Source organism: Oceanobacillus timonensis (assembly GCF_900166635.1).
Classification (GTDB): Bacteria; Bacillota; Bacilli; order Bacillales; family Amphibacillaceae; genus Oceanobacillus; species Oceanobacillus timonensis.
Map to the genome: position 1 here is coordinate 344,296 of NZ_LT800497.1, position 13,062 is coordinate 357,357.

The 13,062-nt window shown below is 39.1% G+C and carries 15 protein-coding genes; 7 read left to right on the plus strand and 8 right to left on the minus strand.

Annotated elements, in window-relative coordinates:
* Positions 1-109 precede the first annotated feature (109 nt).
* Both B7E05_RS02060 and B7E05_RS02065 read left to right on the plus strand, forming a co-directional pair.
* Positions 110-1,534 carry a glycoside hydrolase family 32 protein gene (locus B7E05_RS02060; RefSeq protein ID WP_080872107.1) on the plus strand — a complete coding sequence of 475 codons (1,425 nt, stop codon included), beginning with the start codon at positions 110-112 and terminating at the stop codon, positions 1,532-1,534.
* Between the two features lie 71 nt (positions 1,535-1,605).
* Complete coding sequence (locus tag B7E05_RS02065) at positions 1,606-2,853, plus strand: oligosaccharide MFS transporter (RefSeq protein WP_080872108.1); 1,248 nt, start codon at positions 1,606-1,608, stop codon at positions 2,851-2,853.
* 109 nt (positions 2,854-2,962) lie between these two features.
* On the opposite strand, the gene B7E05_RS02070 is transcribed toward B7E05_RS02065, so the two are convergent.
* Positions 2,963-3,325 carry a DUF488 domain-containing protein gene (locus B7E05_RS02070; protein WP_080876187.1) on the minus strand — a complete coding sequence of 121 codons (363 nt, stop codon included), beginning with the start codon at positions 3,323-3,325 and terminating at the stop codon, positions 2,963-2,965.
* A 262-nt stretch (positions 3,326-3,587) separates the two neighbouring features.
* Between B7E05_RS02070 and B7E05_RS02075 the strand changes: the two genes are divergently transcribed.
* On the plus strand, positions 3,588-4,310 hold the full coding sequence (locus B7E05_RS02075; protein WP_080872110.1) for a GntR family transcriptional regulator: 723 nt from the start codon (positions 3,588-3,590) through the stop codon (positions 4,308-4,310).
* A 36-nt stretch (positions 4,311-4,346) separates the two neighbouring features.
* On the opposite strand, the gene B7E05_RS02080 is transcribed toward B7E05_RS02075, so the two are convergent.
* The 6 genes from B7E05_RS02080 to B7E05_RS02105 all read right to left on the minus strand — a co-directional run bounded on the left by B7E05_RS02080 (position 4,347) and on the right by B7E05_RS02105 (position 10,330).
* Entirely contained in the window at positions 4,347-5,036 is a 690-nt protein-coding gene (locus B7E05_RS02080; RefSeq protein ID WP_080872111.1) for an ABC transporter ATP-binding protein, read from the minus strand.
* A 1-nt stretch (position 5,037) separates the two neighbouring features.
* On the minus strand, positions 5,038-6,087 hold the full coding sequence (locus B7E05_RS02085) for an ABC transporter permease (RefSeq protein ID WP_080872113.1): 1,050 nt from the start codon (positions 6,085-6,087) through the stop codon (positions 5,038-5,040).
* Positions 6,088-6,237: 150 nt separating this feature from the next.
* Entirely contained in the window at positions 6,238-7,626 is a 1,389-nt protein-coding gene (locus B7E05_RS02090; protein ID WP_342744968.1) for a sensor histidine kinase, read from the minus strand.
* A complete protein-coding gene (locus tag B7E05_RS02095; protein WP_143833155.1) occupies positions 7,623-8,300 on the minus strand; it encodes a response regulator transcription factor in 678 nt (225 codons plus the stop codon). The genes B7E05_RS02090 and B7E05_RS02095 overlap by 4 nt, the downstream gene beginning before the upstream one ends.
* Before the next feature lie 78 nt (positions 8,301-8,378).
* Positions 8,379-9,626 (minus strand): ABC transporter permease, encoded by a 1,248-nt coding sequence (locus B7E05_RS02100; RefSeq protein ID WP_080872116.1) that lies wholly within the window; start codon positions 9,624-9,626, stop codon positions 8,379-8,381.
* On the minus strand, positions 9,623-10,330 hold the full coding sequence (locus B7E05_RS02105; RefSeq protein ID WP_080872118.1) for an ABC transporter ATP-binding protein: 708 nt from the start codon (positions 10,328-10,330) through the stop codon (positions 9,623-9,625). The genes B7E05_RS02100 and B7E05_RS02105 overlap by 4 nt, the downstream gene beginning before the upstream one ends.
* 221 nt (positions 10,331-10,551) lie before the next feature.
* Here B7E05_RS02105 and csaA point away from each other — a divergent pair, with 221 nt between their 5' ends.
* The 4 genes from csaA to B7E05_RS02125 all read left to right on the plus strand — a co-directional run bounded on the left by csaA (position 10,552) and on the right by B7E05_RS02125 (position 12,318).
* Complete coding sequence (gene csaA / locus B7E05_RS02110; protein ID WP_080872120.1) at positions 10,552-10,884, plus strand: chaperone CsaA; 333 nt, start codon at positions 10,552-10,554, stop codon at positions 10,882-10,884.
* Between the two features lie 49 nt (positions 10,885-10,933).
* Complete coding sequence (locus tag B7E05_RS02115; protein WP_080872122.1) at positions 10,934-11,122, plus strand: hypothetical protein; 189 nt, start codon at positions 10,934-10,936, stop codon at positions 11,120-11,122.
* A gap of 184 nt (positions 11,123-11,306) precedes the next feature.
* Positions 11,307-11,636, plus strand: a complete 330-nt coding sequence (locus B7E05_RS02120; RefSeq protein ID WP_080872124.1) for a hypothetical protein — start codon at positions 11,307-11,309, stop codon at positions 11,634-11,636.
* 169 nt (positions 11,637-11,805) lie between these two features.
* Positions 11,806-12,318, plus strand: a complete 513-nt coding sequence (locus tag B7E05_RS02125) for a hypothetical protein (protein WP_080872127.1) — start codon at positions 11,806-11,808, stop codon at positions 12,316-12,318.
* A 50-nt stretch (positions 12,319-12,368) separates the two neighbouring features.
* On the opposite strand, the gene B7E05_RS02130 is transcribed toward B7E05_RS02125, so the two are convergent.
* Entirely contained in the window at positions 12,369-12,950 is a 582-nt protein-coding gene (locus tag B7E05_RS02130; protein WP_080872128.1) for a TetR/AcrR family transcriptional regulator, read from the minus strand.
* Positions 12,951-13,062 lie beyond the last annotated feature (112 nt).

Genomic DNA, 13,062 nt, shown 5'->3' on the forward strand with positions numbered 1-13,062 from the left:
CCGGTTGACATATTTAGAAAAATGTAAGATGATAATACGTAAGAAATTACTGATACCGTTTTCAATGGTTTTCATAAATATAAATAATTTGATAGAAAGGTAGATTGCTATGTTATATCAGGAAAAACACCGTCCGCAGTTGCATTTCACACCAAAAGAGAATTGGATGAATGATCCGAACGGTCTTGTTTATTACGAAGGAGAATATCATTTATTTTATCAGTACAATCCACTTGCTAGTGAACATGCAAATATGAACTGGGGTCATGCAACAAGCACAGATTTGTATCACTGGGAAGAACATGAAGTTGCGATAGCTCCAGATGAATTGGGAACCATTTTCTCTGGATCCGCAGTAGTTGATAAAAATAATACCAGCGGCTTGTTTGAAAGCGATTCCGGCGGGTTGGTTGCCATTTTCACACAAGATGGTGCGAGCCAGCAGCAAAGTATTGCTTACAGCAAGGACAAGGGAAGAACATGGATGAAGTATGAAGGGAATCCAGTGATTCCGAATACAAAAATAAAAGATTTTCGTGACCCGAAAGTTTCCTGGCATGAGGACAGTCAGCAATGGATAATGGTATTAGCTTGTGGCGATCATATGCAATTTTACGGCTCCCCAAATTTGATTGATTGGACTTATCTATCTTCATTTGGGAAAGAATATCCTTCCTATGATGGGGTTTGGGAATGCCCGGATCTGCTTTATTTACCAGTGGAGAATCGTTCCAAAAAAGAGTGGGTCCTTATTGTAAGCATCAATCCAGGTGGGCCTAACGGAGGATCTGCTGTTTATTACTTTACAGGTAGCTTCGACGGCAAAGCATTTCAACCCAATGAAAAACCGGAAGATACGCTGAAATGGGCGGATGCCGGAAAAGACTTTTACGCCGCTGTTACTTGGGATAATACAGAAGATACGTACTGGATTGGCTGGATGAATAACTGGCAGTATGCAGGCGTTTCACCGGTATCGCCTTGGCTCAGTGCAATGAGCTTGGCCCGGAAACTGTCATTATATGAAAAAGATGACGATCTGCTATTAAAACAAGAAGTCATTACGGCAGACAGCGACGCAGAGGTAATTTCCTATCCTGGCGCGACTATTGAATCTGGTGAGACAGAAAGCTATGAGATTGGTGATACGGCCCAGATAGATGTGCAGCTTGCAAAAACGACAGGCAACAGTGAATGGGGCGTGACATTTACGACGGATCAGGATGAAGCTTTTCGATTGGTGATAGACAAGCAGTCCAACTCGTATACGTTTCATCGGGATCAAGGCATCACGGACTTCTCGGAAGATTTCCCGACAGAAGTGAAGGGAAGCCTGAATAAAGAAGCAGTGAAAACGCTGAAAGCAATCGTTGACAAAGCTTCTATCGAACTCTTCTTAAATGATGGCTTATCCGCGGCGACGAATACGATTTATCCAGAAGGTACGATAACACAACTGGAAGTATTCGCAGTAAATGAAGCAGTACAGGTAGAAAATATCACATGGACAAAATTGCATTCTATTTGGAAATAATCATTGTGCGGAGGAGTTGGATAAGCTCCCCGCACGTATAAAGTAAAGTATAAAGAAAGGATCTTATAAACATGGATTTTTTAAAGAATAGTAAATATTGGTTTTCATCGGGGTATCTATTTTTCTTCTTTATCACGTGGTCTATCTGGTGGTCTTTCTATGCGATCTGGTTGAATAATAGTCTTGGATTAACAGGAGCGCAGGTAGGAACGATTTATTCCTTTAATTCATTCTTTTCTCTATTTTTCATGATTCTTTATGGATATTTACAGGATAAATTAGGAACGAAGAAAAACCTGGTCTGGTTGCAAAGTGTTGTGCTTGTTTTCATTGCACCATTTGTTATTTATGTGTATGAACCATTACTTTTAAATCATTTTTATGTAGGAGCGGTCCTGGGCGCTATCTATTTAGGGGCAGGTTTTATAGCCGGAGCAGGATTTTTGGAATCCTTTACAGAAAAACTCAGCCGTAAATATGATTTTGAATTTGGGAAATCGCGTATGTGGGGTTCGTTAGGTTATGCTGTTTCTGCTATTGGTGCAGGTGCGTTAATGAGTATTAACCCGCATATTAACTTCTGGATTGCGTCCGGAACTGGAATTATCTTTCTTCTGATTAACGCAACTTTTAAAGTAGAAGTTTCGAAGACAGAAGAAAAAAGCGTTTCCAATATATCGATGAAAGATATCCGCTTTTTATTTGCAAATAAAGTATTCTGGTTTCTAATTATTTATTTATTCGGAACAGTATGCATTTACACCGTGTACGATCAGCAGTTATTCCCAGTTTACTTTGTGAGTTTATTTTCTGGAGCAGAAGCTGATGGGAATACAGTCTACGGTATCCTTAACTCTATTCAGGTATTTGTCGAAGCAATTTTCTTATTCCTGGCACCATTTATTGTCAACAAAGTCGGTGTTAAGCGTTCATTGATATTAGCAGGAAGTATCATGGCATTTCGTATCATTGGTTCAGCAGTGGTAACAAGCGGATTCGGCATTTCCTTTATGAAAATGCTGCACGCTGTCGAATTGCCGATTTTATTAATTGCTGTGTTTAAATATATTGCTGCGAACTTTGATGTCAGGCTTTCAGCGACGGTTTATTTAATAGGTTATAAAGTATCCAGTGAAATTGGTGTTATTATTTTCTCTTCGCTAGTCGGCTGGATTTATGATCAGACGACTTATGAAACGACCTTCTACATTTTAGGTGCCATTGTTGTATTATTTGTTATCTTCTCTATTTTTGCATTGAATAACAATAATAAAGAACAAAAAATAGATGAGCATGAATTTGCGATGGCGAAAGAGTAAATGAAAAAAGGCAATGAACTGTTTCAGCGGTTCATTGCCTTTTTGATGCATCATTTGATACAGACAAAAGAAATCGTACGTTACAGTTTTTTCGAGCGTTTCTTCATTCTTATTCAGGAAGCTTGCTTTCAAGCACTTCTTTTAAAACAAGCGCATGATTATGCTCTTTATCCTTAGCGGCGTACAGTAAGATAAGCTGCTGATCCTTTTGCAACGCTTGTAGTTCAGCTAGCTTCTTTAATTTTTCGTCATCATGCAGTAATTCCTTTTTATAAGCCGCTTTAAAATCCGGAAATTTTTCAGGATCATGGTTAAACCATTTTCGCAATGATGGTGTAGGTGTTATTTCTTTTGCCCATTCATCTAAGTGTGCATCTTTTTTGGAAATTCCGCGAGGCCAGACCAGATCAACTAACACACGGTATCCTGGCTCGTCTGATTTTTCATAAATACGTTGTAGTGTAATAGCCATTGTCAATCCTGCCTTTCCAATCATGTAGTGTTTTCTTTACTATAGCATGTACATTGTTTCAACTCTACCATACTATTTCCCCGGAAATAATAAAGTTAAAACAAATACAGTCTAATTTGTTTTCCATGTTAATGGATGAAAAGAACAACCATGCATTGGGTTAAAAGGGGCTCGCCTTTTCGGGAAACGTTTACAAAATGCGGAGGTTATGTCACTATGTTAGTATACAAGTATTCATTGATACATAAGGGAGATATGCAGCATGAAAACATTTTATCCAAATAAGCAGCTGAGCAAGGAATCAAAAGGTGAGCAAGTTCTGGCAGAGCTTAGAATGAGAATTATTTCACGCGAAGTAAAAGCAGGGACGGTTCTTTCCGAAAATCAATTGGGAGCTTTATTTGATGTCAGCCGTTCTCCGGTCCGTGAAGCGCTGCGTGTTTTGGCCAGTGAAAATCTTGTCCGGCCAGAAAGGATGGGTGCCGTTGTTGTCGGTATCTCTGAGAAAAATATTGAAGAAATTTATGATGTCCGTTTAATGGTAGAATCCTTTACGTTTGAACGTCTTTTGAAAATGCAGACGGATACGTTGGTACAAGAGCTGAAAAAGACGCTTGAAATGATGGAAATTGCGATTAAATATCAGGATGTCGATCAATTTTCCTTTTTAGACCTTGAATTTCACGAAACGATTATTCAATCCATTGGTCATCATCATATTATGATGCTTTGGAATAATTTAAAACCTGTATTAGGATGTCTGATTATTTTATCGATGCGTTATCGGATGATGACAGATGAAAAAGATTTTGAACGAATTCTTGCTAATCATGAACTGATTGTGGAAGCAATTGATAAAAAAGAAAAGAGATTGGTCGATTTAGCTTTTGAGCGAAACTTTCATGATGTGCAAAACCAAGTAGAACCAATCTGGACAGATGAAGAAATGATGAAGGTAGTAAGAGAATATAGTATGAAGGAATAAGCTATTTTGTGTCAAAATAGCTTATTCCTCGTGCCTTTAGATGGTTTGATTCGAAACCATTTTTCCATCCCGCATTTCAACAACATGGTCTACAAAGTCTAGTATATCCGTATCATGAGTGACCATTAAAACAGTAATATTGCGTTCTTTGGAGAGCTTCTGAATCAGTTGCATCACTTCCTCGGAACGCTTCGAATCCAGACTGGCAGTTGGTTCATCAGCGAAAAGTACCTGAGGACTATGGATAATCGCTCTTGCTACAGCGACACGCTGCTTTTCTCCTCCAGATAAGGAAGCCGGGTAGGCGTCTTTTCGTTTCCACATACCGACAAGCTCTAACACCTGTTTGATTTCCTTTTTCCGTACTTGCTTGGAAAGTGGAGATTCTGCCGTTTCCAACATCAAGTCTAACTGTTCCCGCACAGTTAAAAACGGAACCAGATGCGCAAATTGAAAAATAAAACCAAACGCTTTTGCCCGAATTTGACGGAGTTCTTCATTACGCATGGAGGTCAGCTCCTGCTGTTCGAAGGAAATCTGTCCACCGGAAGCTGTTTGCAGCCCAGCAGCAATGGTCAGCAGTGTACTTTTACCAGAGCCGGAAGCGCCGGTCAAAGCAGTAATTTTTCCCTCTGGCAGTGTGATATCAATGCCTTTTAATATCTTTTCTTCCACGTCTCCATGAGCAAATGTTTTTTGTACGTTCTTCATTGTAAATAAATCCATGTTACATCTCTCCTTGCTGTATAGCCTGCATTGGTTCGACACGTTTAATTTGCATACCGGATAATGTCGCGCCGATAAAGCCGATGATGATAAAAACGAGTGAGAGCAGTCCGCTTGTTTGCCAGGTCAGGTGAAAAGGCATCCCGCTTGGCGCCAGTAATTGAAAAGCTTGGCTGATGATAACAGACAATAGCAGGGAGATCACAGAGATAATCAGCATCTGTGCCCACATCATTTGAAACAGTTTTCCTGTTTTCACACCAATTGCTTTTAAAATCCCGTAAATGCCAAGTTTTTGAACATTAATCATATAGAAAAAGATGGCAAATAACATCCCGCTGATAACGAGTAGAAAGATGACAATCATATTGAGTGACATCTGTTCTGCACTATAACTTGGAATGGTATTTAAGAAATCACTATTTGAAAAAGCTTGCAGCTCTTCAAAGGCTGGCGCTTCATTGGTACCTTGTAAATCGGCATCCGCGATAAAGGCCATTTGCATCGCATCTGTATGGAAAAAGGTACTGAAATCATTCGGATTGATAAAAGCTGCAGCTGAGTGGCTGAATTTCTCTTGACTGACAAATCCTGCTACAGTTAATGGCTGCTCCCATTGTTCATTGGTTATTTCATCGCCAACTGCTACTCCTTCTTCTTCAAGCGAAGCATCTAACAGCACTTCACCAGCGTCGACTTCTGGGAAGTCCGCATTGTCTGTTGACGCTATATAAGCAACACTGCGCTGTTTATCAGATGTGTCGATAAAATTCCCCATTTGAATCGAGAAGAAAGCTGCTTCAGGCTGTTCTTCTGTTATTTCTTGCTGCTGTTCTTCTGACAGACTGGAGAAGTTATATGTTTCATCTGCGTCTTCCTCCATATAAAACGTGCCATTCGGCAAATTTTTAATCAGAGAGGCATTATCTTGTGAAAGCCCATTTGCCAGGCCAGATATAATAAAGGTTAGTAAACTGATCAGAAAAATAATTGAGCCGAGAATGGTGTAACGTAATTTATTTTTCTTCATTTCTTTCCATGCCATATTCATTTTGTTTTCCCTCCTGTATCTTTCTTATATCTAGAAGTATAGTGAGGGAATATGAACACAGTATGAACAGAAATATGAATTATCATGTTCAGTGAAAAGGAGCATCTAACCAAAAGGTTACATGCTCCATTGAAACAAGCTATTTTGATGTTAACTGAAAGGTAATGTCACGGTAAAAATCGTCCCGGCACTCTCTTCATTCGACCGGACAATAACCGAACCTCCATGCAATTCAACAATCGTAGCCACAATCGATAAGCCTAACCCCGTTCCTTTGACACTACGGGTCCGTGAGGCATCGGCCCGGTAAAAACGGTCAAAAATACGTTCTGCTTCTTCGTCCGATATGCCGATTCCGGTATCTGTAAACGTGATGGAACAGTCCTCCTCCGTGTAGGAAAGCTGGATATCAATACTGCCGCCCTGCTGGTTATATTTTAATGCATTGGACAACAGATTATCCCACACCGTATTTAATAAAGAAGGATCAGCGTAGATTTCTAAGTCAGGAAGTGTATAGCTCAACATGATTTCTTTCTCCTGAATCAGCCATTGATAGCTTTTTAACAGACTTTGAAGCTGCTTGCTGATAGAAAAATGTTTCCTTTTTACAATATGCTGATTCTGATCAAGCGAAGTGAGAAGCAGAAGCTGGTCTGTCATCGTGGACAGCCTGCTGATTTCTTCGTTAATAATGGTTTTATATTGCTGTTTATCTTCTTCAGATGTTTCCTTATCACCGAGTAAATTCGTGTATCCTTTAATATTGGACAAAGGAGATTGGATATCATGGGAAATATTCGAGATAAATTCCTTGCGCATCTGATCATTTTCCACAATTTGTTGTGCCATCTGTGTAAAACTTGTGGATAACTCTCCCAATTCATCTTTCCGCTTCGTATTTAACGTATTCGCCTGAAAATCGCCTGTAGCCAGCTGTTTGGTAGCACGGCTAAGTCGGGAAATTGGTTTGACCAAATAATTGGTGCTGAAGAGCACAAATAAAATACTTAAGACAATGGTCAGGACAAATAGGACGCCAAGTAATAAATGGATTTCATTAAACAACAGTTTGATATCCGGACGGATGAATAACGCATAAGAAGTATCCTGATAGGTTACCGGTACGCCAATCGCATTTTTTAACTCATTTGCAAAAAATCCTGTTACAAAAGTCTGCTTCGGAAAGTCAGCCATTCCATGAAAGACTTCTCCGTCCAGTACTTCCTGTATATCGCTATCGGTTAGATTATTTTCCCGAAAATCAGATCCGAAAAATTGACCTTGCCCATTGTTATCCACAAGGTACAGTTGATAACCGACATCGGCCATATTCGATAGGTAGTCATTCATGTTGACTTCGGGATTATTTTCAATAAAAGCAGCCATTTCTAAAGCAATTTCCGTATTCTTTTCATCATTTTGAGGCTTCAGGGAATATTGATAGTACATGTTTGATACGAGAAAGGCAATCACACCGCTAAGAAGCATAATACCAATCGTAACAGCAGCAAATTTCACATAAAGGGATCGCATCATTCCGCCATCTCCAAGCAATAGCCGACGCCGCGGACGGTTTTAATCGAAAAAGCAGCGTTTTCGGACGAAAAACGCTGGCGCAGCCGTTTAACATGCACATCAACGGTCCGTTCTTCGCCTTCATAATCCATTCCCCAGATTTTCTCAATCAACTGCGCACGTGTGAATACATGTTGTGGATAAGTTGCTAATAGTGCTAATAATTCAAACTCCTTTAGGGGGAGTAAAAGGGTTTTATCCCCAAGCTTTACTTCATAACTGCTGAGGTTAATTACTGTTTCTCCCAATCGAATGATGTTCGTATCGTTTTCTTGCTGATAGCGCCGCAGCAATGCATGAATACGGAAGCTAAGTTCCCGGGGTTCAAAAGGTTTCACTAAATAATCATCTGTTCCTGCCAGAAAACCTGCTTCCTTATCCTCAATTTGTCCTTTAGCTGTGAGTAAAATAATCGGGATATCATATTGTTTACGAATTTCTTTTGTCAGCTGAAAGCCATCCATAAATGGCATCATCACGTCCACAACAGCTAAATCACAAGCTGTCTTTTTTAATATTGCTAAGGCCTCTGTACCATCCTTCGCTTCGGAAACGAGGAAGCCTTCCTTTTCCAGTTCAATACGGACAAAACGCAGAATATGCGTATCATCATCAACGATTAATATATGTTGCACGGGCATAATCTCCATTCACGATTAATAGTATTTGAGTTCAGTTTACAGCAGGTCATAGGAAGCTGCCAAATGATGAAATTATTCTGCTGAAGCTGCTTTATGAACCGGAATATAACGAATATGCCAATAAACCAGTCCTATTCCCAGTAGAACACTACCAACAGAAAAAATCAGCATCCCTAAAAGTCCCCATTTCAAGTATCCGAAAAGCATTCCAATAACGAATAGAATAGGGGAGCTCAAACACAGCACGCTTGTTTCTAAAGATTTTCGCAGTACCGATTCTTTCCATGGAAACAGCCCGATAAAGGGATTGAATCGAAAACCGAGCCAGCCTGTTTTGGTAATATCTACAATGATATAAATAGAAGCCAGCCAAAATAAGTACCCAGTCCAGTGCGGTGCAGATATTATCAGGATCGCAATCAAAAGCGATGTGAGCTGGACAAGCGGCATCAGTACGGGTAAATTACGAAAGAAAGATTTAAAGTAGGCATCGGTAAATATCATCTCACTGCTTTGCTTTTGGAACATAACCTGAGAGTTTTTCCAGAGCCGTACCGGTTTGGCAGAAGGCAGTTTATATCCTTGCTGTCTGGCGTTAGCCAGCAAAAGATTGGCCCATTTTCCTCTAGCCTGTTCATCCCTCTCGGCGATTTTTAAAAAATGCGTTCCGTTGTAAGCTAGGTGCTTCGTTATAACAGCAATAACGGTAAAGGTAATAATTATCCACATTGTCCACAGAAGAAAATGAGTTAAAATAATCCATGATAAACTTATCCACAGGACAAGGAGAGCCATAGACGATAGCGTACGTAATATAAAAGAAGGAATATAAATATTTGCATATTTTCTCCACACGGTCACCAAACCAACACCGGTGAGATAGTAAATCCACAGGTATCCTAATGATAAGAAAGATAGAGAGAATAACTTGCTTAAAAAGGGTGCAGCTACGACAAATAACAGTGTTGCGGTAAATAACATAATACTGATAGAATAAAGGATGCCGTATTGGGAGATCCGTCGCAATAAAGGAATATTTCTACTAAGGAAAAGCTGATCTGCCAGATAGGTGAATAACTTTATATGATAAAATAAAAAGCTGATTGCTAATAAAATCATCCAACCATACCAGCCGATAAATCTTAAAATAACAGGAATATCCTGCAGCCATTCCATATAGAAAAATGCTCCAATAGCTATTCCCGGAATCAATAGATAGATAAATAATGTCCAATCCATTACAAGTTTACTGGCTTCCCACATATTTTTATAATCAGACTGGAGTCGTTTGAAAAACAGTGTACGTGCAGTTCCATTCATAACGTATCCTCCTCCAGCAGTTCATAAAAACAATCTAACAGAGAAGTGCCGGCAGGTTGATTTGTTTCTTCCTGTAACGCCTGTAAAGCCCCTTGGAAGATAGCGTTCCCTTCGTTTAAAAGAATAAAACGGTCACAGAGTTTCTCTGCAGAATCAAGAACATGCGTAGACATTAACAAAGCTGCTCCACGAGCTTTCTCCTGATATAGCAGGTTGATCAGGTGTTTGGTTGCGATAGGGTCTAAACCGATAAAAGGTTCATCAATGATATAAATATCCGCTTCTGTCATAAAGCTGAGACAAATCAATGTTTTTTGCCGCATCCCTTTGGAAAAATGAATGGGAAGCTCATGTTCTTTACCGGTAAGGGAGAATTTTTTAAGAAGATCTTTCGCCCGCGGCTCCCAGACAGCTGCGGGCATTTCATATGACGTCGCTGCAAGCCGCAGATGCTCCCAGAGCGTAAGGCGATCATAGAGAATCGGTTCCTCGGGGATATATGCCAGCTGTTTGCCTGCTTCTAATGCAATGTTTCCATGGAAGTGTTCGATGGTGCCAATGATGGATTTAATGGTCGTACTTTTCCCGGCGCCGTTTGCTCCGATGAGACCGACGATTTCGCCAGGGTTGATGATGAAATCAATGTCTTTCAGGTAAAGTTCTTTTGGCTGATATCCTGCTGAATCGATATGTACGTGTAGCATGGGAATCGCCTCCGCAAATTGTAGAATGTGTCTGGATTGATGTATGTTGGTCCACTTTATATATTAGAAATACGATAAAGAGGAAGAAAAGTTTCATTATAGAAGAAACAGCATTTTTTAAAACCTGCTTCACTTTATTTGTTTGCTTTCAAGTATGCATCTCTATTAAGATAGATATAATAGGAATAATTTGAAAATTAGTACACAAGGAGGATATTAGAATGGCAACATTTGAAGAATTTATGGAGATTGATTTACGTGTAGGTACCGTATTACATGCAGAACCACTAGAAAAAGCGCGTGTACCGGCGATTAAATTGCGGATAGATTTTGGAGAAGAAATTGGAGAAAAACAATCCTCTGCGCAAATTACCAAGCGTTATACCCCGGAAGAAGTGATTGGACGCCAAGTTGTGGCGGTTGTTAACTTTCCGCCGCGCAGGATTGCCGGTTTTAAATCAGAGGTGCTTGTGGTTGGCGGCGTGGAAGAAGAGGGCGACGTGGTTTTGCTTCGTCCGGATGAAAAAGTGACGAATGGGACGAGAATTTCGTAAAAGATACTAGCTTTGATATGTATTTTAGGAACAGCAAGGAGGAGATGTTATGTTTACAAAAAAACAACTCATCCTAGGGTGCAGTTTAGTAGCAATTGTTGTTATTCTAAATGCTACAGTAGGGTTCTCGAAATTTGTAGATACCGCTGTTCTAGGCTTCTTCACTCTCTTAGGCTGTTGGTTTTGGTATGACAACCATCGGCAAAAAGAAGCGGAGAGAAATAAGAAGCATCAATAACCAAGTTTGAAATGAAAGAAAACGGTCAAGCTCCGTGAACGTATCCTCATAAGGATTTTGGTTCACGTGCATGGACCGTTTTTATTTATTTCTATACTGGCTGCTTGATACTTCCCATAAATAAAATAATATCTTTCTTTGTGTTGGTAATTATGAATAAAAGACATACGAACGGAGGATGCATATGGGCTATGATTGTTTAATAGGAACATTAATAAAGTATGAGGAGAGTGGTATGATACTAGAATGGGAGAATGGGTTAAGAATTATTGGTGAACTAGATACAGTTTTTGAAACAGATAATGAATTAGGTGAGGACGACAATAATTATATAGAATATGATGCAGCTGTGTTTCAAGTGAATCACATTTTATCCCATCCTACTAATAATGAAAATAGTGTATATAATTGGTTGAAACAAAAAAACGGTTCGTTGATTGAAGTTTCATTGTATGATAATCCGCCAGGTGCAGTATTTTTACCCGATGGAAAAAGAGTGTGGAAAAGGGAATAACGGAAAACAAAGATGCGACTTTAAAAATATATCTTGATAAGCTAAATAGTTTTTCAAGGTTTTTAAACTTTAGATTATATGGTACAGGTGTGAGGAAATATGAAAATGAACTATGAAGAAATGGCTAATACTCTATCTTAATTTCAAGTTAAATCTAGGGGGATTTCATGTGTTGAAAAAGATAGGAAATAAAAATACTGAAACAAGTAATGAAATAGCTATGGAAAAAGTTGTAGAAGATTTGTTAATGATTTCAATCAAATTGGATAAACAAAATATGAAAGATTACTATGACTATTGGAGATTCATAAAAACAGGTAGAGTTCCACCACTAGAAATAGGGGTGGATAGCAGTGATGGCAGTATACAAACGATTGTATTTTATATTGATTCTGCTTTTTTTGTTAACATGCAGGAAGAGATAATGAATCAAGAAAAAAAGGGGCTCATATTTACTGATACATCTATTTTCAAAAAACAGAATGATTATATTGATAATGATGAACAGTATTATCTGTTTTTTAAAGATAAGGACCTCATATGTAGTTTTACAAAGGACTTTCAGCCTGAAGAATGCTATAAAAATGATCGAATAAAATTATATATAAACGATAATCAAATAATTGGATTTGCTATATCTGATTTAAGTGATACAGAGATTGAAACAATCAAATCAGTGTAAATAATATTCTATTTTGAGCCTCTGATAAAATAAATGATGAACTTTTCAGTTCATGCCTTCACTCCCCGCCAAAACACCTTCCACATAGCCTCTCCATGGCTTTCAATCACATCCATATCATAATAGCTTGTTTCATAGGATAACCCGTCCAATAATCCATAAAAAGCACGTGCAGCTTCTTCCGGCGTAACCGCTTCAGAAACAGATCCGGCTTCCTGCGCTTTGATGATTTCCTCTTTGAATGCAGCCCGCGCTTGTTCCTCACTGTCACGTAATAACGCCAAAATCCTGTCCTCAAATCCTTTGGGCGGATAGGAAGAGAAACGATTGTAAAATTCGATGCTGCTGTTGTGAATAGCCAAGTCCTTTACATGTGCCTGGAATGAGAGGTGCAGCTTTTCCTTTATAGTCTGCCCTTCATTATCAAAAGTGGACTGTACAAATTGCACGTAATCAGCAGCGATTTTTGTGGTGACATCGAAAAACAATGCTTCTTTACTGCTGTAATGTGCGTAGAGGGAGGATTTTTGCAGGCCGACTTGATTGGCAATCTTGGTCATGGACGTTCCGTTATAGCCAAGTGCGGCAAAAAGCTCCAATCCTTCGAGTAATATTTTTTCTTTGGTATGCATGATCATTCTCCTTTGACAAAGCCGTTGTTGTCGGGTAAAATTTCTTTGGAAACGAACGGTCGGTAGGTGCTGTTGTTTTCATTATAAAACATGTTTTGTGAAAAATAAATAC

Excerpts from the sequence above, each read along its gene's own strand:
- B7E05_RS02060 (WP_080872107.1), top strand. The coding sequence starts at position 110 with ATGTTATATCAGGAAAAACACCGTCCGCAGTTGCATTTCACACCAAAA.
- B7E05_RS02065 (WP_080872108.1), top strand. The coding sequence starts at position 1,606 with ATGGATTTTTTAAAGAATAGTAAATATTGGTTTTCATCGGGGTATCTA.
- B7E05_RS02070 (WP_080876187.1), bottom strand. The coding sequence starts at position 3,325 with ATGGCTATTACACTACAACGTATTTATGAAAAATCAGACGAGCCAGGA.
- B7E05_RS02075 (WP_080872110.1), top strand. The coding sequence starts at position 3,588 with ATGAAAACATTTTATCCAAATAAGCAGCTGAGCAAGGAATCAAAAGGT.
- B7E05_RS02080 (WP_080872111.1), bottom strand. The coding sequence starts at position 5,036 with ATGGATTTATTTACAATGAAGAACGTACAAAAAACATTTGCTCATGGA.
- B7E05_RS02085 (WP_080872113.1), bottom strand. The coding sequence starts at position 6,087 with ATGAATATGGCATGGAAAGAAATGAAGAAAAATAAATTACGTTACACC.
- B7E05_RS02090 (WP_342744968.1), bottom strand. The coding sequence starts at position 7,626 with ATGATGCGATCCCTTTATGTGAAATTTGCTGCTGTTACGATTGGTATT.
- B7E05_RS02100 (WP_080872116.1), bottom strand. The coding sequence starts at position 9,626 with ATGAATGGAACTGCACGTACACTGTTTTTCAAACGACTCCAGTCTGAT.
- B7E05_RS02105 (WP_080872118.1), bottom strand. The coding sequence starts at position 10,330 with ATGCTACACGTACATATCGATTCAGCAGGATATCAGCCAAAAGAACTT.
- csaA (WP_080872120.1), top strand. The coding sequence starts at position 10,552 with ATGGCAACATTTGAAGAATTTATGGAGATTGATTTACGTGTAGGTACC.
- B7E05_RS02115 (WP_080872122.1), top strand. The coding sequence starts at position 10,934 with ATGTTTACAAAAAAACAACTCATCCTAGGGTGCAGTTTAGTAGCAATT.
- B7E05_RS02120 (WP_080872124.1), top strand. The coding sequence starts at position 11,307 with ATGGGCTATGATTGTTTAATAGGAACATTAATAAAGTATGAGGAGAGT.
- B7E05_RS02130 (WP_080872128.1), bottom strand. The coding sequence starts at position 12,950 with ATGCATACCAAAGAAAAAATATTACTCGAAGGATTGGAGCTTTTTGCC.